Source organism: Chelatococcus sp. HY11 (assembly GCF_018398335.1).
GTDB lineage: Bacteria > Pseudomonadota > Alphaproteobacteria > Rhizobiales > Beijerinckiaceae > Chelatococcus.
This window is the reverse complement of the sequence record NZ_JAHBRX010000001.1, coordinates 317399-338651: the sequence shown is the minus strand read 5'-3', so window position 1 is coordinate 338651 and position 21253 is coordinate 317399. Positions and strand designations below refer to the sequence as shown.

At 61.8% G+C, this 21253-nt stretch carries 24 protein-coding genes; 3 read left to right on the top strand and 21 right to left on the bottom strand.

The features are described 5' to 3' along the window. The first annotated feature begins 233 nt into the window (after positions 1–233). From galU to KIO74_RS01750, 3 genes are all read left to right on the top strand, one after another. Positions 234–1154 (top strand): UTP--glucose-1-phosphate uridylyltransferase GalU, encoded by a 921-nt coding sequence (gene galU, locus KIO74_RS01760; protein ID WP_213329949.1) that lies wholly within the window; start codon positions 234–236, stop codon positions 1152–1154. Positions 1155–1602: 448 nt separating this feature from the next. Then, entirely contained in the window at positions 1603–2019 is a 417-nt protein-coding gene (locus tag KIO74_RS01755) for a GIY-YIG nuclease family protein (protein ID WP_213329947.1), read from the top strand. A gap of 138 nt (positions 2020–2157) precedes the next feature. After that, on the top strand, positions 2158–2442 hold the full coding sequence (locus tag KIO74_RS01750) for a hypothetical protein (protein ID WP_213329945.1): 285 nt from the start codon (positions 2158–2160) through the stop codon (positions 2440–2442). A gap of 86 nt (positions 2443–2528) precedes the next feature. Here the strand turns inward: KIO74_RS01750 and KIO74_RS01745 are convergent, their stop codons facing one another. The 21 genes from KIO74_RS01745 to KIO74_RS01650 all read right to left on the bottom strand — a co-directional run bounded on the left by KIO74_RS01745 (position 2529) and on the right by KIO74_RS01650 (position 21244). Continuing rightward, on the bottom strand, positions 2529–3458 hold the full coding sequence (locus KIO74_RS01745; RefSeq protein ID WP_213329943.1) for a hypothetical protein: 930 nt from the start codon (positions 3456–3458) through the stop codon (positions 2529–2531). Positions 3459–3560: 102 nt separating this feature from the next. Further along, positions 3561–4778, bottom strand: a complete 1218-nt coding sequence (locus KIO74_RS01740; protein WP_213329940.1) for a polysaccharide pyruvyl transferase family protein — start codon at positions 4776–4778, stop codon at positions 3561–3563. A gap of 255 nt (positions 4779–5033) precedes the next feature. Beyond that, positions 5034–6194, bottom strand: coding sequence for a glycoside hydrolase family protein (locus KIO74_RS01735; protein ID WP_213329938.1), 1161 nt, complete (start codon positions 6192–6194; stop codon positions 5034–5036). 878 nt (positions 6195–7072) lie between these two features. Further along, entirely contained in the window at positions 7073–7384 is a 312-nt protein-coding gene (locus KIO74_RS01730; RefSeq protein WP_213329936.1) for a DUF6378 domain-containing protein, read from the bottom strand. Further along, positions 7381–7791, bottom strand: a complete 411-nt coding sequence (locus KIO74_RS01725) for a DUF1937 family protein (protein ID WP_213329934.1) — start codon at positions 7789–7791, stop codon at positions 7381–7383. Before KIO74_RS01725 ends, KIO74_RS01730 begins: the two co-directional genes overlap by 4 nt. Continuing rightward, entirely contained in the window at positions 7773–9026 is a 1254-nt protein-coding gene (locus tag KIO74_RS01720; RefSeq protein WP_213329932.1) for a hypothetical protein, read from the bottom strand. Before KIO74_RS01720 ends, KIO74_RS01725 begins: the two co-directional genes overlap by 19 nt. Further along, a complete protein-coding gene (locus tag KIO74_RS01715; RefSeq protein WP_213329930.1) occupies positions 9026–9664 on the bottom strand; it encodes a S1C family serine protease in 639 nt (212 codons plus the stop codon). Before KIO74_RS01715 ends, KIO74_RS01720 begins: the two co-directional genes overlap by 1 nt. 11 nt (positions 9665–9675) lie before the next feature. Then, complete coding sequence (locus tag KIO74_RS01710; protein ID WP_213329928.1) at positions 9676–9987, bottom strand: hypothetical protein; 312 nt, start codon at positions 9985–9987, stop codon at positions 9676–9678. A 174-nt stretch (positions 9988–10161) separates the two neighbouring features. After that, positions 10162–10563 (bottom strand): hypothetical protein, encoded by a 402-nt coding sequence (locus KIO74_RS01705; RefSeq protein ID WP_213329630.1) that lies wholly within the window; start codon positions 10561–10563, stop codon positions 10162–10164. Then, positions 10560–10994, bottom strand: coding sequence for an HNH endonuclease signature motif containing protein (locus KIO74_RS32605; RefSeq protein ID WP_366520184.1), 435 nt, complete (start codon positions 10992–10994; stop codon positions 10560–10562). Before KIO74_RS32605 ends, KIO74_RS01705 begins: the two co-directional genes overlap by 4 nt. A gap of 40 nt (positions 10995–11034) precedes the next feature. Then, positions 11035–11328 (bottom strand): hypothetical protein, encoded by a 294-nt coding sequence (locus KIO74_RS01695; RefSeq protein WP_213329926.1) that lies wholly within the window; start codon positions 11326–11328, stop codon positions 11035–11037. Next, entirely contained in the window at positions 11321–11917 is a 597-nt protein-coding gene (locus KIO74_RS01690; RefSeq protein ID WP_213329923.1) for a hypothetical protein, read from the bottom strand. The genes KIO74_RS01695 and KIO74_RS01690 overlap by 8 nt, the downstream gene beginning before the upstream one ends. Next, on the bottom strand, positions 11914–12036 hold the full coding sequence (locus KIO74_RS32125; RefSeq protein ID WP_283772105.1) for a hypothetical protein: 123 nt from the start codon (positions 12034–12036) through the stop codon (positions 11914–11916). The genes KIO74_RS01690 and KIO74_RS32125 overlap by 4 nt, the downstream gene beginning before the upstream one ends. 108 nt (positions 12037–12144) lie before the next feature. Further along, positions 12145–12480, bottom strand: a complete 336-nt coding sequence (locus KIO74_RS01685; protein ID WP_213329921.1) for a hypothetical protein — start codon at positions 12478–12480, stop codon at positions 12145–12147. Beyond that, positions 12477–13301 (bottom strand): hypothetical protein, encoded by an 825-nt coding sequence (locus tag KIO74_RS01680; protein WP_213329919.1) that lies wholly within the window; start codon positions 13299–13301, stop codon positions 12477–12479. The genes KIO74_RS01685 and KIO74_RS01680 overlap by 4 nt, the downstream gene beginning before the upstream one ends. Further along, positions 13301–13621 carry a hypothetical protein gene (locus tag KIO74_RS01675; RefSeq protein ID WP_213329917.1) on the bottom strand — a complete coding sequence of 107 codons (321 nt, stop codon included), beginning with the start codon at positions 13619–13621 and terminating at the stop codon, positions 13301–13303. Before KIO74_RS01675 ends, KIO74_RS01680 begins: the two co-directional genes overlap by 1 nt. A 97-nt stretch (positions 13622–13718) precedes the next feature. Beyond that, on the bottom strand, positions 13719–14120 hold the full coding sequence (locus KIO74_RS01670) for a hypothetical protein (protein ID WP_213329915.1): 402 nt from the start codon (positions 14118–14120) through the stop codon (positions 13719–13721). A gap of 509 nt (positions 14121–14629) precedes the next feature. After that, on the bottom strand, positions 14630–17392 hold the full coding sequence (locus tag KIO74_RS01665; RefSeq protein WP_213329913.1) for a beta strand repeat-containing protein: 2763 nt from the start codon (positions 17390–17392) through the stop codon (positions 14630–14632). A gap of 13 nt (positions 17393–17405) precedes the next feature. Further along, a complete protein-coding gene (locus KIO74_RS01660; protein ID WP_213329911.1) occupies positions 17406–18272 on the bottom strand; it encodes a hypothetical protein in 867 nt (288 codons plus the stop codon). A gap of 6 nt (positions 18273–18278) precedes the next feature. Then, entirely contained in the window at positions 18279–19703 is a 1425-nt protein-coding gene (locus KIO74_RS01655; protein WP_213329909.1) for a phage tail protein, read from the bottom strand. Positions 19704–19708: 5 nt separating this feature from the next. After that, entirely contained in the window at positions 19709–21244 is a 1536-nt protein-coding gene (locus KIO74_RS01650; protein WP_213329907.1) for a hypothetical protein, read from the bottom strand. Positions 21245–21253: the final 9 nt, after the last annotated feature.

The window sequence follows — 21253 nt, the reverse complement described above, 5'->3', positions numbered from 1 at the left end:
CATGAGGCCATCGCCCACCCCCGCGAATTGTTCCCGGTCGCCATAAGCATAAGATTAATGAAGGCGTTCTAGGATCAGGCCCGGTCGCGGATTGTCACGGCTGGCCGACAGCCTGGAATCGCGCGGCGAGGAGCCGGGCGGCCGCGCAGGCGGCTCAGATTTCGCCCAATTTGCATGCCATTGAACAGGCGGGAGCAACATCCCCGTCTCAGCCGGAGTTCGACGCAAGCATCATGACCGCAACTACAGTTTCTGCCCATACCAGCGCCAAGACCACCACCCCCCGCCGTATCCGGAAGGCGGTGTTTCCGGTGGCGGGGCTTGGCACGCGGTTTCTGCCGGCGACGAAGGCGATGCCGAAGGAGATGCTGACCGTCGTCGACCGGCCGGTGATCCAGCATGTGGTCGATGAGGCCCGCGCCGCCGGCATCGAGCATTTCGTCTTCGTCACCGGCCGCAACAAGAGCGTCATCGAGGACCATTTCGACAGCCAGTTCGAACTGGAGCGCACCCTCGAGGCCCGCGGCAAGACCAAGGAGCTGAAGGCGCTGCTCGAGGACCTGCCCGGCCCCGGCCAGACCAGCTTCACCCGCCAGCAGGCGCCGCTCGGCCTCGGCCATGCGGTGTGGTGCGCCCGCGAGATCGTCGGCGACGAGCCCTTCGCGCTGCTCCTGCCGGACATGCTCCACCACGGCGCGACGCCGTGCCTCGCCGACATGATCGCCGCCTATGAGGCCCATGGCGGCAACCATATCGCGGTGGCGCCGGTGCCGGAGGACCAGACCCACCAGTACGGCATCGTCGGCGTCGAGGATGCCGCGGCCAAGGTGTCGAAGATCACCAGCATGGTCGAGAAGCCGCCCAAGGGCACGGCCCCCTCGAACCTGCACATCACCGGCCGCTATATCCTGGAGCCGGCGATCTTCGACCTCATCGCCACCCAGGAGCGCGGCGCCGGCGGCGAGATCCAGCTCACCGACGCCATGCTGACCCTCGCCAAGACCCGCCCCTTCCACGCCACCCGCTTCGACGGCGCCATCTATGACTGCGGCTCCAAGACCGGCTTCCTCGCCGCCAATGTCGCCTATGCCATGGACAGACCAGACATCGCGCCTATCCTCAGGCAGGATATCAAGGCGATCTTGAGCCGCTGAACGGCCGGGACCGCAAGCGCAATCCACGTCCGTCATGTGGACGGCATGGCAAGCCCGACGACCTGATGTCGCCGGGCTTTTTTTGTGCGCGACGCAACCACCGGAGCCGCGCTCTGGATCATTCCTGATGATCGAAAACACCTTGATTCAAAATTTCTTTGATTACGTATAGACGACACAGATAACGATGGTTAATCTGTGTCCGGGCATCAGTCGTTTTTCGATATTTTCATCGCACCGATTTTATTGACGGCCCCTGCAGCGCTTTTCAGCCGTGCCCATGACGTGCAGGTCTGGGGGATGACCAATGATATTTTCAGAAATCGTCGAAAGCGGCGATAATTCTTCACGTGTCGATTTAAAATCATATGCCTCTTGCTATAAGTCGCCAAGATCTACACTACGAAAACCTCATCTGACTATCGCGGCTCTCCTCAGCGGTGGTTTCGTGCCCGCCAGCCGCTGGATCCGGCCGCACAACGGGCGGCTCGCGCTGGAGCGCCCCCTGCCCAGGGAACCCGGCGTCTACGCCTTCGTCCAGGGTGAGCGGGCGCTCTATGTCGGCATCGCGGCATCGGGCCTCAACAGCCGTTTTTCGGCCTATGTCAGCTCCGGCGCCAGCGATCCGACACATCTGCGCATGCAGGCTCTGCTTGTCGAGGCGTTGGAAAGCTCCGCCTTCCTTGACATTCTGACGATCGCGCCACCGAACAGCAGTTGGAACGGCTGGCCGGTCAACGCCAGCGCCGGTCTTGAAGTGGGTCTCATCGCCCACTACGATCTGCCCTGGAATATCCGCGGCGCCGGCAAGATCCGGGAACGACGCAGGCGCGCGATACCGCCGGAAACGGCTCTCTGCCAGTAGGCCGGGCAAGGCCTAGCAGCTGAGCGCACCATGAAGATATTGCAAGTGTAGGCAAAAGCCGCCATGCTCGCGCCGCCTACTTAGCCATCTCAAGTAGATTCGGTATAGAAGTAGAGCGCTCCCTCAGAGGAGGAGACCTTGGAACAAATCATCATCAATCTGATCGCGGGCGCCCTCGGCGGCAACGCTGCGGGCAAGGCATCACCACAGTTCGATCTCGGCACCATGGGCAATACCATTGCCGGCCTCGTCGGCGGCGGGGTCCTCGGCCAGATCGTCACATTGATCTGGCCAAGCGTCGTTGCCGCGGCACAGACGGGCAATTTCAGCATCGGCGGGATCATCACCAACATCATCAGCGGCGGCGCCGGCGGCGCCTTGCTGACAGCGATCATCGGCGCCCTCAAGAACCGGACGGCTTGAAATCAGTCTGCATCTCACTGCGTTTGGATGAAACATCCAAACGCAGATCATCCGATCAATAGTTTGTTTAGCACAAGCTATAAACGTCAGAATGCGTATTGCGCCAACGCAGCTTCACAGTCCTCATGAAACTTCAAGGCCATCTCCGGGTCCGTTTCCAGGGCGACAAGCAAAAACAGGCGCGTATTGAAAATCGCGCGTATTTCTTCCGCTGGCATATTCTTTTTGAGACAAGCGCCGAATGAGTTTTTCATTTTCCGTAGAAAGGATACGCCGGATACAACCGGATGATGGATCTGACCATCATTGGGCTGCATCTCGAGCTCTCTCAACGATACAGGACGCCCAACACGGAAAGTTTTCTTGGAATGAAAGACGCGACCAAATCCGTTGACATCGCGGCATACGAAGCCGTCACAAGAGAGTGTTGTTGACGTGAAGGACTCATCATTTGGCCAAGACTGGGCCGCCTCTCCATTTGACAGACGCTCCTGAAACAGGACCGAATGCTCAGCACGACGTGCCATAAGATGATCAATGGCTCTGGAGGACAGCCTTGTGAGAGGATACATGCAGCCGTAGACCTGTTCGGAAAAGGCATGCATGGCATTGTACCACCACCACTTGTTGCTCGATTTGTGATATCCTGTTGTGATGAAGTCAACTTCATCTGCGCTGGGAAATGCGTTGAAAAAATCCGACAGATGATCGAGCTTGAATCTGACATCCCCCTCAACAAGCCAGAACGCGGCCACATCTGGGCGCGCGAGACGCGCAGCATAGTAGCAATAATCCCCACAACGCCATGCGGCATCGCGGGGAATATAAATCCCTCGCTCTTTTAGACTCTCGAAATCAAGGACAACCTTACCGAAAGTGTTGGGGACAGAAACCTGTCCTTTGCTTTCATCAACGAGCGCCACGACCTCGCGACCCGATTCGTTTTGGAGACGAGAGCAAAAGCCTTCGAGGGTCTCATCAAAATAATGAGTCCGTATCAGAATAACTTCACTCATATCTCTTTCTCGCGCAGAAATATTGATGACTACGTCCAGAACCAATTCGTTCTTGTGTTATCCTCAAGGCTAGGCCAAGTCAGCGACCACGCATGATATACCCTATGCTCCAACGACCGCATAAGAGGAATTAGCGGACAAGAACCCGGACGGCCGGATCATGAAACCTCCAGGCGGGAGCCCGCCGGCCCCCAGCTTCGTTTCGACGGGGGTGATTGTAATGCCCGAGGGACCGGTCGGCTCAGCTCGCTCCGGTATCCAGACAAAATCGAAATTGCGGCGCTCATCCATGAAACGCTGTATAGCCTGGAGATCGACGCGGCTGGGGGTATTTTTCTGCGACAACGGATAGACGGCGAGATAAGCCGGCTCAGCAAAACCGGTAAAGGCTGCGGCACGAAGCTGGCGCATACGCTTGGCAAAGGCCGCCAGTTCTTGTTGCGATGGCTCCGCCTTGAGCGCCAACGGCTGCTCGACGAAGATCTGCCAGGGCGACAAGCCACGGCATACATCGAAATCCGTCAGAAGCGCCGAGGTTTGATCCTCAAGCAGTTCTGACGGGAAAGCGCCGACCAACTCTGCCTCGTTGATCTTCGAAACACGATGCTCGGCCTGCGAGATCAGGTCTTCGGGCTTGCCCGCGATCGCCACCGGCTCACGCTGCGGGTTTTTCATCATCGAGAACCAGTCGTTGAACTTGAAGTTCCAGACAGGCTCGTTGCGATTGGAGATCCACAGGCTGGGCCGCCCCAAGGCTTCGGCGAAGACCAGGCCATGCAGACTTTGCGAGATCACCACTTCCGACTGCGCGATCTGCTCAAGCGGCAGGAGCGAGTCGTCCATCATGTCGACGACACAGAATTCATCGCTCGCGCGAAACGCGTCAAAAGCCTTGCTGTGCAGCGAGGAATGATGCGGCACGATCGCAGCGCGATACCGCGCGCGCATCTGGTCCGGGCTGACGAGACGTTTGACCAGAATGCCGGGGTCTCCCAGCGGCACATCTGGCACCTGAAGGCCCGCGGAGCGCAAGTGATTGCGGGTCAACTCGCCGCGCAGTGCCCTGATTTTGGTCACATCGATGGCGCCGAGTGCAACCGAGGGGCTGAGCACGCCCGAACCCCAGATATAGGAGTTCGCATTCGCCATGAAGAAGATGCTGCCGATCGGCAGCAGATGGGGCTGAGAGGACTCGGTGAAAACGCCCGTCGCAGCAAATTGGTTCTTGAGGATATAGGCGGAGATTGCGTCTCCACAGTTCCGGATCACGTTATAGTAGCGATAGGGCACCGTGCGCGTGGGCTGTTCACGATAGAGCATGGTCATCATCCGCCTTTAACCAGTAGTCGCCCATGCGCAGAAGCATAGCGGGCCGAGGTTCTCAATCCTGCAGATGGGCGGGAACTGCCCAAAGGAATTGCTGCCGAACGTAAGGAGCGATTGCAACAATCGCTTAGCCCGACGCGCGGTATTTCACGCCGGGATAGTCCATGCAGCCATCATGCCAGAATGACAACCACGCACCGGCAACTTTCCCTGCGTTATCCGCGGCCATGCAGTCTATCCGTCATCGTCTCAACCGGAAACAACCCGCACCGGAAAGCGCACGATATCCCTATCCATACCGCGCTTGCAGTTCGTCCAGTTCAGCCGCGTGAAATAGACGTAGAAGGCATCGCCGGCCGTATCGAATATGTCCGAATCGCTCGCGGGATCGATGAAGGACGGATATTCATAGAAATCCGCGCAGACGCCTTTTGATTGCCAGAACGGCTTGAAGTCGGCCAGCATTCTCGGCTCGCTCCAATTCACCAGATCCTTGGACGTGGTGTAGAAAACGCCGGGATTGGGGATGCCCGTGTTATAGGTGGCGAGCCAAAGGTCGTGGCTTTTCAGGCGAACGATGGAACGAAAGCGGCCGAATGGCGGCTTGCCCCGCCTGTCCCCGCCAATATTGTCACAGCGGGTTGTCGCGTCAGCGCCGCGGTAGGCCTGTGGCGGCCGCGTGAACTGTCCGTCGCTCAGGACTTTCCACTCCCCCTTGGCCGCTTCCGCGAGGGTGGAGCGAAACAGGCAATTGCCGTTCGGCCCGGGCTTGGCCTCACCGGCGGTCCACCCCACGAAATAAAGATATTGGCCATCACGCACGATGTTCGAGGCCGTGAAGAAGCCCGTCATTCTCACCTTCGGGTCGAAGGGGGCGCTTGATGACGCCACGAGCCGCTCGGCCTGGGGCAACAGCGAGAAATCGAGGTTCTTCGCGTCCGCGCTGACCGTCACGATCGAGGAGTACCAGCAGGGCGACTGGGCGCCAGGACCGTCGCAGACCCCCTTGTGCCGCTTGCCCATGAATTCCTGGCTGCCAAGCCCGATAACCCTGCCCTCGCCCACCGGGAGCAGCGCCTGGATCCAGTAGCGATCGTCGAAATCAGCCGGGTTGGGTGATTCGGCGGCGCGGGATGAAATGGCACAATTAGGCTTCACGTCGTCGAGGCGCGGCCCTTCCATGAACCAGTTGGTCAGGTGACCACCGATGAGGGCCACGGAACCATCCGAACGCCGCAGCGCGCGGGCCGGACTGTCCGGAATGCTGTTCGGGCGGCATCTCTCCGTGGCATAGTCGTAGACGGTCTCTGCCTGCGGCGAGAGTTCAAGACGGATAGTATCCTCAGCCTTTGCTGCGGCACTTCCCCCCAAGAAGAGCGCGCAACACAACGTCATTCGCACAAATGTCATTACTCATTCCGCAGACGGGATGGGGATAACGGGCGAGATGCTATCTATCCACAGCTTCGATGTTGAAAACATGTCAGATGGACTATCGGGCCATTTTTTTTCGCATCCGGCAACCCCGGATAGCCGATGACCCGCCAATCACCTCTGGATAGCGCAGGTCATGGTGCCTGGAATGAGACGCGACAAGTCATGCCGCGCGCGACGGCATGAAGCTGCTCGAAAGCCGCTGGGCAGAGCTTCGCCCTGCCGCCCTTCCGAGAACAGGAACAGAACGGGAATTGGAAACCAAATCGTGAGATTGGAAACCGCCTTGCGGTCTGGAAACACCACCGAACGCTGAAACCCTTATGGGGCTTGTGTTCGATTGGTGGGCGCACAAGGGCTCGAACCTTGGACCCGCTGATTAAGAGTCAGGATCTCACTTTGAGATTTCGAGCGAAATTTGCAAACCGTGCTACATATCCTCAACGAAACATCAGATACTTATGACACATTTGCAAACCATCTGCGCAGGGACTTCATTGCATCGATGCAATCTTACCTTGCTGGGTGCGGAATGCAAGCCTCGCTTTGATGCGCCGTCATGTTCATGCTATGTTCTAATGATGAGAAGATCCGCCTTGATAGACAACGTCCACACCCTGGACGGCATGCCGCTGTGCGTGGCGTGCCTAGATTGCGGGCACCGCGGGCTTGTCGAACCGGCAACGCTCCTGAAGCGTGCGGCGAAGCGTCATCAGATGGAAGAGATCGACCGGTTCAGATTTCGGTGCCGCAGCTGCGGCAGTGTGGCTGTGGAGAAATTCATTCCCTACAGCCAAGCCGAAGCATTTCGATGGGCGCGGGGTGAGTTGGATTCTACGGGGTGAGCGAGTCGCTTATTGGTCGACGGGGCAGAGGTCTATAGCGGCCAGCGCCACCTCGCCCGCGATTGCGAAGTAGGTCGCGCCGTCGACATATGTGTCTGGCTTGGGCTGCCCCGTGACAAGCCGAGCAACTTTGGTCAACACCATGTCGAGCGCCTCCTGCTCAGCCGGTCCGATCTCGCGCCCCATGAATCTGCGGATCACGCGCTTGAGCTCTCCAGCGCAGGCCAGGTTTATCGCGGGCGGGCCGTATTCCTCATCCCGCGATCCGCACGTCAGCGCGATCCCCTGGCGAAGAATCTGCGCCCTCATTGGCTCGGTCATGCATGCTCCGGATGAAGAAAGACGATGGGCTTGCGCTGTTGCCGCGCGATATCGATCTCCGCGCGGACGCCGGCGCTCTCCGCCCAACCCGGCATCAGCGCGACCACAACGGCAGCAGCAGCATCCAGCAGCGGGCCATCCTGATAGGCCCATAGTTCCTGGTCCATCTTGTCCAGACCGCCCGCCTCGGCAACGGCATGGCTGTGCGCGATCGGCGACAGCACGTGGAAGCCACGCGCCATCAGGCGCGCAGCAATCCGGCTTGCTTCCGTCGCGGCGGCCTCGAGGCCGGCCGCATACTTGCTGTAGGGTGTGGCGAGATAGATGAAGCCAGGAAGGTGGCGAAGGTCTTCAAGCGCCAAGCCCGCGCCCTGGCAGGCCTCGCACATCATGCTGCCTCCCGCCATGACACCCAGTCCGCCGGTGTGGCCTTCCGCTCCTCGACCTTCACGGCCCAGCGACTGGTAATGCCGCGGGTCGGGTGGACGAACCAAAGCGGCTGCGAGGGCTCGCTTGGCGGCGCCCTAAGCGCGTTCTTCGCATACTCGTCAAACCCCTTGAGGGTGTTGGCGACGATCGCACGCGGCAACCAAAGCTCCTGGTGCCAATGGCCCATGAGCAGGATGTCATAGTCATTGCCGAGGGACGTCGCCTGGCCTCTGGTCTTCACCTCGCCACGCATAATCGGCCCGATCGAACCGATGATCCCGTCGCCACCCTTCACGCCCAGCATGTCGCCATGCATGGCCAGATACCGCTGGCCATAGACCCGATAGTGCACCTCGTTGGAGGCGCGGATGTCAATCTGCACTCGCGGGTCATCCGCGAAGTGCCTTTGCAGGAGCTGATAAATCAGCCAATCAAAGTTTTTGTAGACGTAGCGCTTGAATTCCGGCTTCGGCGTGCCCCTGCCGTGGTTGCCCGCCGTGCAGGGCACGTAGACCTTGCCGAAGATGGCGGCCATACGCTCCAGGCCGGCGATGAGAAGATCCCGGCAACGAAGCGCGGCCGGGATGACCTCCTCGTCATCAGTCTTTGCAAGTTCGGGATGCAACCCACCGGAGACGAAATCGCCGAGCAGATTGACCACGATCCCTGGATAGCTCTTCGGCCCGTGGTTGGCGCAGATGTCTATTGTGGCGTCCAGAAGACGCCGGACCCGGCGCTCGGCGATCTCGATGCTGTAGGCGTTGCAGCCGCCCACTTCGTCGCGACTCACGACTTCGCCCATGTGCCAGTCCGACCAAATGGTCACGGGCACTTCCGGCGTCTTGGTTGCTGAAGCTGCTGGGATCCGCGTCAACCAATCGGGCGGGCTCTCTGGCGCGGCACCCATGACGCCAAGCGCCTCGAGCACGACCTCGTCGGCGAGATGGCCACGCTGTGCTTCACGCAGCTTGGCGCGGAGATCATTCACTTCGTCCTGCAGGCGGACGATCTTTCGATCGGCCGCCACGAGCTCGGCTGGCGTGGCGGGATGGGGGATGGGCTCGGGGGCAGCGCCGCCGGCCCCACCGCGCAATCTGTTCTGGAATGTGGAGCGAGCGATGCCGAGAGCGAGTGCAGCGGCGGTCTGGTTTCCATGCTTGGCGAGAGCGGCTGCCGCCTCTCTGGCCTGTTCGTCAGTCACCGGCGCTTGCATCAACCCTCCCGGCCCATAAGCATGCAGACGGTCGATCCGGGCACGATGTAGCCGAAGCTGGCGACGTACGACGCCACGCCCTGGCTCACGACCATCACACCGACGTTGATCCCGATGACGTTGCCCTGCATGTCGAATGTCGGGCCACCGCTCATGCCGTGAACCATCGTCGTGTCGAGAACGAGCACGCGCTTCCACGGCTCGTATTCGCGAGCGGCTCCGCTCACGTGACCTCGAGCCGTAACGAACTTCTGGTCATAGGGGTTGCCGGAGGCGCGGATCTCTTCGCCAACCTTCGCCTCGCGACAGGCCAGCGGGGCCGCCTTTGCATTCACTGGCGCACGAATCAGAGCCACATCATATTCCGGGCTCGCCCAGAGGATGGCGCCCTCGACGGTGACCCCATCATCCATGACGACCGGCATAGTCTTTTCGGAGCGCACGACATGCGCGGCCGTGAGGATGTAGCCGTCGCCAATGTGAACACCCGACCCGTGGCCGCGCGCGTCACCGAGGAAGACGACGGATCCGGCCGTGGGAGTGGGCGCAGGTGTCTGAGCGGACACCAGGAAGAGTATGAGCACGGCAGCGCACGCGGCGCCGAAAATCTGGGCCGCACGATATAGGAGCTGGCGCATAAGGCCCTCCGTTACTGTCGAGAAGCGAACTTGTCGAAGGCTTGGTCGAGCCGATCGCCAATACGATTGATGGCGGACACCAGCCGGTCCTCGACCTGCTGGATGGCTCTGTTGGTCGTGTAGTTGGTGGCGACTTCGACCTGAAATTCAGTGAGGTGCCGGCGCGTGGCGGTCACCTGCTCACGAATGGCGTCGATTTCGTGCGCCGCGTCCTGTTGCACCGCTCGGATCTGGTTGTGCTGATGGCGCAACGCAGCGGCGATGGCGCCAACAACAGCGACACATGCCGAGATGGCAGTGAAAAGGAATGAGATTTCCATCATGAAGCTTTCGGGGAGAGGCGCGAATCCCTGTCCCGGTAGAAGTCGCGCAGGGCGGCCTTGCCCTCCCCGCACTCGACAAGGTTGGCGCGATCCTGCCCCCAGAGACGCTCGACTTCATGCTGTGCGAGCCTACGCTTGGGCAAAGGGACGGTATCGGCGCAGTCCTTCTCCAGTTCAGCGGGAGGAGGACTTAGAACCGGCGGCTGGGCGACGAATTTTGTCGAGCCGCATGCTGCTGTCAGCGCCAACACCGCAAGCATCGCGCAGAGGATCTTGATCTGCCGCATCGGCGATTTCCTTCAGGAGGGATTGGAGTCGGTCGCGGCTCTTGGTGAGGCGCTCGACCTGTTCGCGGGCCACGGCTTGGGCCGCCTCATTGGCGATCCACTGGCGCTCGCGTTCCGCGGCGGTGGCGCGCTCAACGGCAAGTGTCACCTCCGCCTTGCCCACCGAGCGGCCAGAGCGATATTGCCAGGCGCCGTAGCCCCAGAACGCGGCGGGCACGGTGGCGGCCAGAGCAAGCGCCACATAGATCACTGCCGGGCTCACGCCCAGCAGTGCGGCTATCCATTTCATTCGACGTGCCTCCAAGACTTTCGGCGCCGGATATCACTGACTGTCGTGAAGTGGAGTCCGAGTTCGGCGGCGATCGTTTTCAAGGGCCTTTGGTCCAGCCGGATCCGCCGAACCGCCTCTTCGTCGACGAGTGCGTTGCCGTTTGCGCCGCCACGTTGAGGCGCGGGTCGATGGCGCCCCTTGGCCTTCATGTCGCTGGAGTTGTCTTGAGCGGTGCCGCAGAACAAGTGTGCCGGGTTCCAGCAAGCGCGGACATCGCAAGAATGGCAAACAAACTCCCCGGTGGGGATTGAGCCATGAAGTAGTTCGTAGGATAGCCTATGCACCCTACGCGCTCGACGGTCGACGTTGAGCTCTCCATACCCATTATGGGTCTTGGATCCGGTCCACAGCCAGCATCCACTTTGCTCATCGATTTTTGTGAATGACATAAGTCGATGGAGAAGTTTGACTTCCCGATCGAAGGCCGCCTCAGATTTTGAACTTAGACCATCGCCCCCGTGGCCCGTCGTCGTCGACTTCTCCGCGCTCGGCCATGAGGCGGCGTTTCCCGTTGTCATCGAATACTGCTCCAAAAACGTACGAGCCGATGATGGCGACGGCCGCGCCGATCAGGCCCACGGCGACCTGACCAAACAGAGCGCTGTCTGTGCCCACAAAGACGATGTAGGCGAGCATGATGGCGATGTAGCCGAGCGCGCCGAATACGACGCGCCGCCGGATCTTCCAGTTGTCCTTGGCAACGCGGGCGATATCATCAGCCATTGCCGAGCGCCGCCAGGAAGTCACGGTGATAGCCGGCGATCAGTTGCGCCTTGTCCGTGCCGTTGATGATCCGGCGCGCGTTGACCGGATCGTCCTTGGCCCGGCTGAAATAATCGGCGAGCCGCTTGCCGGTGAACCATCCGTCGCGCATGCCGGCGAACATGATGGCGGTCGCAAAGTCGGGCCGCATCGCGGCGTCCGGGTCGGCGATCAGATCGTACTGAACGACGATCGACGCCTTGGCATAGTTGGCGCGCCCCGTCAGCTGAGGATACCCGCGTCCATGGTAGAGGGCACCGTCACCGGGCTGGGTATTGCCCAGGGCACGGGCCACATGCGGCCGCTCGCCACGGATGTCGTACATACGCGTAAAATAGGCGGTTCCGCCCCTTTCCCGGATCGGCTGCATCGTCGCGGCCGTCTCGTGGTAGGTCGTTGCCAGCATGTACGCCAGCCAGCGGCGGTCGTCGCTGATAGCCAAGCCGTTCCAGGCGTCCAGAATGGCTTCCATCCCGTCGACCTGGCTCTGTACGAGAGCGCCGCCGAAGGGCCTCTTGCGCACGGCGCTGTAGAATGCAGCGCGACTCATTGGCTGCGCTCGACGATGTACCGCGTGCCGTCGGTAATGGCGCCCCAATCGTCATGTCGGCCGAGCGCGCAGGCGCCCAGCGCGGTGGCAAGCGCCACCACGAGCAGGAGGGATTTCATGATGTCTCCGGACACAAAAAGCCGCCTCGCGGCGGCGTCATTCCTTGCTTTCGTCCGAAAGCCGAAGCCTCCGGTCGTCATCGCCCCCAAGCGAGGCGGCCGGGGGCTTTAGATATCGATGGGAGGCTCGGGCGCGTGCACCGTCTCGTCTTCCAGGAGGGCGAACGGCAGATCACGCAGATAGGCGACCATTGCCGCCGCATTGGCGATGTAGGCCGGATCGTCGATGATGCGCTTCGGCGCCACGAACTTGCCGACGAGTTCAACGACCGCGCCCGCCTCGAATTCGACCGCATCCGGGTTCAGGTTGATCCCGACGCCCGGCGATGCCGTGTCGATCGCACGCGGGGCGATATAGACCGGGGGAATGCTGGTCGGGTTACTCAGCGCTTCGAGGGCGACCTTCTGCGCGGCGGTGATGATGAATTTGTTCTCGACGCTCATGCTGCGACAGCCTTTATCTTTGTGATGTAGTTCTGGATGACGGTGTTCAGATTGGCTTCCTTGCCGACCATCGAAGCCCCGAACATTGCGAAGGCCACGCGGCGCGTGCTGAAGGTCGAAGGCGATCTGCCGCCGATGCGAAACTCTCCGGTGGGGCGGCCGGCAGCCGAGACGGTGGCTTCCGCCATCTGGACGCCATCGCGCCAGATCCGTTCGGTCGTGGCGTCGATGCGGGAGATCCCCGAAAGTCCGGCCGATGACGCGACAACAGCGAGCGTGGTCGCGCCGCTGACCCGGTTGAGCTGCCCGCCCATGGAGCCCGTGGCGCCACGCGGAATGCAGAAGGCGGAAAAAGTCTCACCGGCCCCGACATCCGGCACGGACGCGGCTACGTCTGTGTCTGTATAGGACCAGATACTGGCGTCGTTGACGGTCCATTTGACGCCGTCAACAGACGGCCGGCGGCCTGTGCCCACGTAACTGGACGTGCCGTTGCCGGTCCACCCGTATCGGTCAGTCCACGTCGGAGAGTTCGACAAGGCGAAGATCTTCGACGCTTCGGGGTTCTTCAGGTCCGTGACGCCATGGATCATGTTGGTGGCGCCCGTCGGGGCGATCAGATCCGCGTCCGGCCAAATGCCAAAATCCTGGAAGGCAACGATCGTCTCGTTGAGGAGAGACTTCACGGCAGCGGATGGAGCAGCCCCGACGCCGTCCCAAAAGTCAAAGACCGCTTTGGCTCGCGCGTCATAGCTCGGCGGCGTCCAGAGACGGGGGCGCCGCGCCAGCCCGAGCCCGGTTGAGAGCGCGAGGCCGGCCATCAGTCGAGCGCCTTGACCGCGATCTTGTGCCCAGCCGGCACCAGGAGGTCGATCGAGCTTCCAGCCAGCAGCACGCGGCGCGGCGCATTCGACGGGTTCGGCGTGCCTGTGCCGCTCGTCAGCCACACGTCCACGTCGGTGGTGACGCGGGCGATATTCTGGTCTTGCCCGTTGACGGTCATGCCACCCGGCGCGGCAGCGGAGACGGCCGCCGTTCCCGAGACCGCAAGCTTCTCCGAGGCAACAGGGGCCGCATGGTGCAGCCCCTGCGAGATAGCCGGCGACGCGGCCGAACCGAATTCGACATAAACCGTGGCCATGCGGCCCTCCTGAATTGAAAAAGCCGCCTCGGAGGGCGGCGGGTGAGCGGTTCTTGAGGGAGAAATCAGGCCGGGGTGCGAAGCAGCGGTCGGTGGATCACCACTCTTCCAAGCTTAGTATACCGCGAACCGCTGTCGAAGACGGTGTTGTCCTTGCGGTCCATGGGCCGGTTGGGTCTGTGGCGGTGAGTATTCCACTCGTCGTGGAAGCGACATACAGCCCCAGCGCGGCATTGTAGACTACCTTATTGATGGCATCCGATGTCCCGCTAGTTCGCTGCGTCCAGGTTCCGGTTGGATCCGTAGCGGTCGCAATTTTCCCGGCATTGCCGACCGCAACCCAATAGGATGCGCCCTTGCAAATGCCGTTGATGTTGTCCGATCCGAATGACGATGTGCGGGAAGTCCACGCGCCAGTCGGCGACGTCGCGGTGCGCATGTCGCCCGAGACACCGGCCGCGACATAGAGCCCATCGTCACCTTTCGCGACGTCATTCATCGTGTATGTTCCAGATAGCCGATTTGTCCACGTCCCTGAAGCCGTCGAGGCCGTGTATATCGCGTTCTGACCAGCCGCTATAAAAACGGTTCCATCATGAATAACCTTTCGGGCATTGACGGTTGATATTGCTGTCCACGGTCCTGACAGAGCGGTAGCCCTCTGAGAACCGCTACCTGCTTGAGAAAAAATGACGTTCTCAGTCGCTGAGAATGCGCCACTACCTGCTGCCGTGCCAGGAACCGTGCCCCCAGTCCACCCGGCCATTGGGTCGTTCGTGTAGAGATACGAATTGACGTTAGAATTCTCGCCCGCCAGGAAACAGGGAGTTCCGGACAGCGAGCCAACCGCATACCACGAATAGTTGCTCGGGACTGTAAATCCGGTATTCGTCGTCCAGGTGATGCCGTCGCGCGAATAGATCATGCGATAAACGCCGCCGACGAACCCGCTTATCATTAGGAGGGGCTTTTTTGCGGATGCGAAAACGTATGGGTTGATGATCAGGCTCATGATTGGTTACCGATCAGTTCGACGATGAGGCCGGCCGCCGTGCCGTTGCCAATCTGGTCGATGTCGATCGTTACCTCGTCGTCAGCGAGGAAGGCGGCGGAGGATATGACGGCGGGCGTCGCGGCCGTGGCAGACGTCTTCTCGGTGTTGTCGATGGTGAGCTTCGTCGAAATGACGGAGGTGCCGTTCTTGTTGATGTCGACGGTGAAGATGCTGCCGGATGCCTGCGCGGTGAGAAGCGAGGCTTTGACGGCAGTAAGAGTGAAGGCATAGGGCAGCCGGAAATAGGCCTTTCCCGTGCCGGCTGCGAGCGCCGTGGTAAGGTCGCTGCAGGCGAGGATGAAGGCCTCAGGCTTGGCCTTGATCGCGTCGGCTTGCTGTGAGGATACCGGCTTACTGGCGTCTGAGGTGTTATCGACGCTACTGAGACCAACATCGGCCTTGACGATGCCCATTGGTGAACTGATCACCGGGGAGGTCAACGTCTTGTTGGTCAGCGTCTGAATGTCGGTGCTGCCAACGATCGCGCCAGAAGGAAGAGCCTTGCCGCTGTCCTGGATGCTCTTGCCGGAGCTGTTCGAAAAGGATGCCGCGTTGCCGGAGGTCGATGACGCCGGGCCTATCACTGCGCCGTCGATGTTGGTCTGAACGACATTCCAATTCGCGCCGACAGCGGCATGAGTGCCGGTGCTCGATCCATCCACGAAGCAGAACACCATGTCGCCGACTTCGACGACAGGGCCGGAAGCGCCGCCGATCCGGCCTGCCGTCGTGATACGGTAGGTATCGCCCGCATTGGCGGCGGGGTAGTTCGGGTTCGTTGAGGCGTTGATGCCGCCCTTCATCGACGCGAAGTCCGCGCCGGCCAGGAGGTTATTGATATAGGCCTTGATGGCCTTCTGTGTGGCAAGGCGGGTATCGCTGTCGGCCGCCAGCGTGTTGTCAGCGTCGATGACGCCGGATGCAAAATGCGAGGTCGCGATGCCGCTGATCGTGTTGTTGGCGAAATTGATGACCTTGTTCGTCAGCGTGGCAGTGGCCGACCATTTCGTGCTGTCGGACGTATTGTCGACATTGCCGAGGCCAACGTCACCCTTGACCAGGGCGAGGCCAGTTTTCAATGCGGAATAATCGGCAAGGCCACCGAGCGTCCGGCCGAAGGACGTCAGGTTGTATTCGGCAACGACGCCCGCGCCAGTCGCGTAAAAGCCCTTGTTGGCCGCCGTCGCCAGTGAGGCGAACGAACCCAGCGTTGCGGAATAGGCCTGGACGTCGGTGCCGATCTCCAGGTTGAGCGCCGCTTTCCACGCCGCCTCATTGGCTCCACCAAGGAGCGAGGCGGAATAGGAGCTGAATGCGCCGCCATCCTCAAGGACATCGCCGGTGTTGTCGGCGAAGACCGCGATATTGCCGGCAGACACAGCGCCAGCCGTCGTCACGTCGCCAGAGCCCGCACCGGCCGCGCCTGCATCCCCCGTCGGCGCGAAGCTGAAGGCAAGCCTCGCGGCGTTGGAAGGCGTGCCGTTTCCGGCGACATAGGCGACCGGCACCTTGCGGTAGCCTGTGCCATCGACGACGGAGCCGGTCACGCGATAATCGGCGAAGATCGTCGGGGTATCGACCGCCACGAGACGAAGGCGGCCCTTGTTGCCCGTGGTCGTGGAATCGTCGAGGGCATCGAGCCAGGCGGTGACGGTGGCGCCGCCGGCGTCGAGGTTGTCGAAATAAATGACGGTAGCGCTTGCCGGGGTCGCGTGGTTGAGCCGCGCGTTGCCGTTGCCGGGGTCGGCGTCGGTCGTCGTGGTGGAAAAATTCCAGGACGCCGCGATAACGGGACCAGCCGGGCCTTGAACTCCCGCCGGAATGCCGAAGTTGAGCACGGCGGCAGAGGGTGAACCGGCATTCGCCACGGTGGCCGAAGCGCCGGGCGTCAGGGTGGAAACGGTTCCAACGGAGATAGTCGCGGCGGCCCCGTCATCGCCATCCACGCCAGCCGGCCCCGCCGGGATCTCGAAATCCAGCACGGCGGCAAGGGGGGTACCTACATTGGTGACCGTCGCCGGCTGCCCCGCCGCAACGGACGTGACGTCGCCGACTGCGATCGTCGCCGAGGCGCCGTCAGACCCGTTGGTGCCGTTGGCGCCCTTCAAGCTGACACCCGATCCCCAGGCCGAGCCGACCTTGGGACCGTAAAAAAGCATGGTGCCTGTGTCGAGGTAGAAATCCCCCGCGACACCCGCTCCCGACGAAGGCGCCCCCGTGCCGCTGAGAATAGTGCTGCCGTTGGCGCCGTTCGACCCATTGGCGCCGTCCGCACCGTTGTCGCCTTTCTCGCCCTTGCCCGCCGGGCCGGACAGATAGATCGTCCAGTCATCAGCCGACCCGCTGCCGAGCGCGGTGGTGACCTCGACCGTCAGCGACGTGCCCGAATAGGCCGTGATCTGCCCCGACATCTGCCGCGTCGTCGGGTTCGCCGCCGAGACGATTTGCACATAGCGCCCGACATTGAACGACTTGCCGGCCTGGGTGACAAACGACTTGGAGCCGGTGCCGATCGCGGTCGAGGTCGTCGAGGTGCCGGCAAGATTGGCTGCGGCATTGATGGCGAGCTGAGCTTCGGCCGCGATCGCGTTGGCGACGACGCCCATGTCATTCCCCGTTTGGGGAAAGACGGTTTGATGGTTGAAGCCGTTGAAATTCGCCGGAATGAGCGCGATGAGCCGCGCCACCGCAGCGAGTGCGGTCGGGTCAAAAGCCATGATGGCCTCCGGTCTAGATGAGTTCTTTGAGTTCGAAGGAGGTCCCGCCGCGCTGGTAGGTATTTTGCGAGAGGGCGCCGATGGAACGCAGCCGGCCCAGGAAGGCGCGGCGCTGAATGAAGGCGTCGGCCGGGTCGGGGATTACGAAGACCTCACGGTCGTCACCCGCCAAACGCATCATGCGATAGCCCGAGGAATAGATCTCGGATTCCGGCAGATGATCGAGGGTGAAGGAGAAGACGCGCGCCGCCGGGCCGCGCCTGTCTGAATACTCGACGCCCGATGCCGACGTCTCCCGGATGACATTGGGCTCGAAGGTGAGGCCGTTGTTGCCGTACTGATAATTGATGGACGGCTCCCACCAATCGGCCATGAACAGCCGGCCCGCCTCGAAGTAGCCCGCCGCGTTGCCGGTGTCGTCAATCTCCACTTGCCAGTATTGCGCGGTGACCTGGTCGTCGAAGACGTGGATAATCCAGGGCCGTATCTCCGGGTCGTCGTTCTCGGTGCCGGCGCCGCCAAGCCACCAGTTGAAGGTCTCCCACGGCAGGGTGAGCGATGAGACCGAGCGGCCTATCCACCCGGTGTCGAAGACGAGCGTTGAATAGCCGGAATTCGAATAGCCCCGGATGCGGTACTGCATGCCGCCGGAGCCGTTATGCGGCCCGAGCAGAAACACCCGTTGCGCGATGGGGGCTGAGAAACCGATGCGAAAGCGCGTGCTCGTCAGAGTGAGATTGGTGGAACGGGCGCGCTTGAACAGCTGGTTGTTCTGGAGATTGGCAAGCGGCAGGCCGGCGGTCCATGAGCCATAGCCGGCCGCGAGGGCGCCGCCATCGGACAGGGCGTTGTAGAGCAGCATGATTCTGTTGTCGGCCATGGTGCCTCAACCGCAGAGATAGATGCAGGCGACGAGCTTGACCTCGTCAGGATCGGAGAACGTCACGGCCTCGCGGATGCGGGCCACGGTGTAGTGCGTGACGAGCTGGGCGGGCTGGCCACCGAGATCGAAATCAGGCTGGCGCATGCCGATGCCCGGCAGATCCGACGTGCAGGCCAGGTCGCCTTTCTTGAGATCGCCGCCCCGGCCGCAAACGAGGACCTGGCCTTCGCCGAGGCCGTTGATCACGACGCCGTCCCATTTCTTCGCCCAGCGTCGGCGCTTCAGCATGCCGCCCTGAAGACGCTCTTGCGGCGTGGATGACATCAGCCCGTAATTGTAATCCGGCGGGCGCTCGCAGACGCTGTGCACGGAATCGGCTTGCAGCGCGTAGCGCCGGGTCAGCACGCCGATCGCTGCCGGATCCATGGCCCTCGACGCCACAGCCAGCGAGGTCACGGTGTCATCGATGCCACGGCGGTCAATGACATCGACATCGACCAGGATTGAACCCAACGGGATCTCAGGGGCATTCTTGTCGATGAAGCCGGGGTGCGAGCCGGTGAATGGCCCTACGCCCCCGTTCTCACAGAACACGGCATAGCCGCCGGATGCGGGCGGCAGGCCAAGCAGAGCTGACCCGCCCGCCGGACCGGTAATAGGAACGCTGTTGAAGCGCGCGCCGTGCGACTGCGGCCCCGTTCCGAGATTGGTGCCATAGACAGCCGCCTCGCCATTCGCGCCGGTCTGGTTGATGCGCACCGACGACACGTTGGGCGCGACTGTCGAATTGAAGATAATGCCAGGCTCGACGAGCGTGCCATCGGTCGCCTGGATGCGAATGCGGGCGCCGTTGATGCTGCCGCCGTTGATCAGCGGCGTGTTGATCGTCAGCGTGGCGGTAACAACGCCGGCCGTCAGCTTGGTCGCCGACATGGTGACCACCTTGGCGTCGGTCACCTGAAGGTTGTCGATATTGCCGGTTTTGACGGCGAGCGCCTGGATATGGGCCGAGCCAACGGCGAGATTCGCGATCTTCTGCGCGGTCGCCGCGCCATCCTGCAGCTGCGGCGTACCGACCGAATTCGGCGGCGGCACCTGATTGCTGGTCGTCGCCACGACGCCGTCAGTGGGCGAAAACGGATACCATTCACCGACCAGCGGCGGGCTGTTGTTGTCGATCGCCCGGAACCAGTAATACCAGGTCTCGGACACGCCGAGATTGCCATGCACGAAGGTGCCGATCGTGTCGCCGACCTTGGTCGCGGTGGCGCGGTTGTTGGTCTTGGAGGCGTAAATTTCCACCTTCTGCAAGGCCATGTAAGGCAAGCACTCATTCCCACCGCCACCGCTCGTGGTGACGATCAGTAGGATCTGGCCAGCCCCGCCGGACTTGACGACCGACGCGATGGTGATTGCGCTATCTGCCATGAGGGTCAGCCGAACAGATCGAGGGTGACGATGTTCTCGGCGCGGCTCTCATCGCGTCCGATCACGCGCATGGGGCGCCCGGCCGCATAGCCGAAGCGCGGCACCTGCACGGTGACGGTGTCGTTGAGCTTGATGCCGGCGGCCCGCTCAGCCCACAGCACGACCTTCACCCGGTCACGCCTGACCTTGTAGAGCGAGAGCAGCCGCGTCGCCTCGACAAGCGCGTCGGTCGGCTGCGTGAAGCATGTCTCGATCGTCAGCTCGCCCGCGTTCTTGTACTTGGTCTTGATCGCGGCATCTTCCGCCTTCCGCTCCCGCCATTCCGTGGCGAGATAGGCCTTGTAGTCTTCATTCTGCTGCGTGCACTTCGCGACCTCGGAGCCCGACAACGGCGTGTAATTCCGCTTGTAGCGAGCGACGACGCGCCAGACGGGCACGCCCCGGCCCGCATCATTCGTGACCTCGAAGGTCATATTCTCCGGCCGGATGATGTCATCCATCGTGATGGTGGTGACCGGCGTTCCCGGCGCCTCGAAGCGACCGACCTCCAGCACGCCATTGGCATTCGGCGCGATCCAGGCGCCGACCGAGTTCAGCACTTGCTGTACGGCGTCCAGGATATGCTGATCACTGTCGATCCAGACGCCGCATTCGGACAGGCTGAGACTGCTCAGCGCCGCAAGGCTCGCCTCGGAATAATCCGCCGTGGTGAGGCCAGCGCGCTGAAGCATCTTACGGACGATGGCGGCGGCATTACGCTCGTACCATTGCACGCCCTCCTGCACGTCGGCGGTGAGCTGGAACGCGGACCGCGTGATGCGGAAGAGCCCGAGGTTGAGACAGGTCGCGTAGCGTCCCGGTAGCACGGTCGCGGCGATCAAGGCCGCGAGCGATCCATAGTTCCCGACGCCGGTCAGCGGCGAGCCCCCATCATAGACCTGGATGCCATAGACCGCGTTGTCCGCTACCTGAAACACGCCGTCGAAGGGATTGGCCGCATAGGGGCGAACGCCGAACACGCTGCCGAAGGCAAGCGGCTTCGGCTGATCGCGCAGGTCTTCCGTGCCCTCGGCCGTATTCCCGGCGCCAAGCGTCGTCCCGGCATAGCGGTTGACCTGCAAGGGCCGGTCGAGCGTCAGCCGGTTATCGAAGATCCGCACGCGCAGGGTCTGCCAGGCATCGGTCGTGTCGATGGTCTCGATCGTGCCCTTGAAGACGGTGACGGCGGAGGAAAAGGACGAGGCCACGCCGGCCAGCTGCTTGATCTCGATGCGGCGGCCGTCGAAGCCATAGTCAAACCAGGCATCGAGCCCTCCATCGGCATTGGCGAGGATGAGATCGCCGAAGCCGATGGAGGCGCTGCCGCCGGTCTGCCCGGCATTGTACAGATTGGCCGAAAACGAACCGGAGTCTTCAATGCGCGGCTCATAGATGGTGTTGGCCGGGCTGTCTGACGGGCTGGTGATATACGCCTCTGTCGCGAAGCGAAACGTCAGCAGCGCCGCCCCGTTATGGGCGTCGATCTCGACGAGATAGATCATGAATGTTCC

What these genes read in the sequence shown, in the direction of transcription:
- KIO74_RS01685 (WP_213329921.1), bottom strand. Translation starts at nt 12,480, where the DNA reads ATGAGCGTCGAGAACAAATTCATCATCACCGCCGCGCAGAAGGTCGCC.
- KIO74_RS01710 (WP_213329928.1), bottom strand. Translation starts at nt 9,987, where the DNA reads ATGATGGAAATCTCATTCCTTTTCACTGCCATCTCGGCATGTGTCGCT.
- KIO74_RS01745 (WP_213329943.1), bottom strand. Translation starts at nt 3,458, where the DNA reads ATGAGTGAAGTTATTCTGATACGGACTCATTATTTTGATGAGACCCTC.
- KIO74_RS01690 (WP_213329923.1), bottom strand. Translation starts at nt 11,917, where the DNA reads ATGAGTCGCGCTGCATTCTACAGCGCCGTGCGCAAGAGGCCCTTCGGC.
- KIO74_RS01705 (WP_213329630.1), bottom strand. Translation starts at nt 10,563, where the DNA reads ATGAAATGGATAGCCGCACTGCTGGGCGTGAGCCCGGCAGTGATCTAT.
- KIO74_RS01730 (WP_213329936.1), bottom strand. Translation starts at nt 7,384, where the DNA reads ATGACCGAGCCAATGAGGGCGCAGATTCTTCGCCAGGGGATCGCGCTG.
- KIO74_RS01675 (WP_213329917.1), bottom strand. Translation starts at nt 13,621, where the DNA reads ATGGCCACGGTTTATGTCGAATTCGGTTCGGCCGCGTCGCCGGCTATC.
- KIO74_RS01670 (WP_213329915.1), bottom strand. Translation starts at nt 14,120, where the DNA reads ATGAATGACGTCGCGAAAGGTGACGATGGGCTCTATGTCGCGGCCGGT.
- KIO74_RS01660 (WP_213329911.1), bottom strand. Translation starts at nt 18,272, where the DNA reads ATGGCCGACAACAGAATCATGCTGCTCTACAACGCCCTGTCCGATGGC.
- KIO74_RS01720 (WP_213329932.1), bottom strand. Translation starts at nt 9,026, where the DNA reads ATGCAAGCGCCGGTGACTGACGAACAGGCCAGAGAGGCGGCAGCCGCT.
- KIO74_RS01735 (WP_213329938.1), bottom strand. Translation starts at nt 6,194, where the DNA reads ATGACATTTGTGCGAATGACGTTGTGTTGCGCGCTCTTCTTGGGGGGA.
- KIO74_RS01740 (WP_213329940.1), bottom strand. Translation starts at nt 4,778, where the DNA reads ATGCTCTATCGTGAACAGCCCACGCGCACGGTGCCCTATCGCTACTAT.
- KIO74_RS32125 (WP_283772105.1), bottom strand. Translation starts at nt 12,036, where the DNA reads ATGAAATCCCTCCTGCTCGTGGTGGCGCTTGCCACCGCGCTGGGCGCC.
- KIO74_RS01665 (WP_213329913.1), bottom strand. Translation starts at nt 17,392, where the DNA reads ATGGCTTTTGACCCGACCGCACTCGCTGCGGTGGCGCGGCTCATCGCG.
- KIO74_RS01650 (WP_213329907.1), bottom strand. Translation starts at nt 21,244, where the DNA reads ATGATCTATCTCGTCGAGATCGACGCCCATAACGGGGCGGCGCTGCTG.
- KIO74_RS32605 (WP_366520184.1), bottom strand. Translation starts at nt 10,994, where the DNA reads ATGTCATTCACAAAAATCGATGAGCAAAGTGGATGCTGGCTGTGGACC.
- KIO74_RS01695 (WP_213329926.1), bottom strand. Translation starts at nt 11,328, where the DNA reads ATGGCTGATGATATCGCCCGCGTTGCCAAGGACAACTGGAAGATCCGG.
- KIO74_RS01680 (WP_213329919.1), bottom strand. Translation starts at nt 13,301, where the DNA reads ATGGCCGGCCTCGCGCTCTCAACCGGGCTCGGGCTGGCGCGGCGCCCC.
- KIO74_RS01715 (WP_213329930.1), bottom strand. Translation starts at nt 9,664, where the DNA reads ATGCGCCAGCTCCTATATCGTGCGGCCCAGATTTTCGGCGCCGCGTGC.
- KIO74_RS01655 (WP_213329909.1), bottom strand. Translation starts at nt 19,703, where the DNA reads ATGGCAGATAGCGCAATCACCATCGCGTCGGTCGTCAAGTCCGGCGGG.
- galU (WP_213329949.1), top strand. Translation starts at nt 234, where the DNA reads ATGACCGCAACTACAGTTTCTGCCCATACCAGCGCCAAGACCACCACC.
- KIO74_RS01725 (WP_213329934.1), bottom strand. Translation starts at nt 7,791, where the DNA reads ATGGCGGGAGGCAGCATGATGTGCGAGGCCTGCCAGGGCGCGGGCTTG.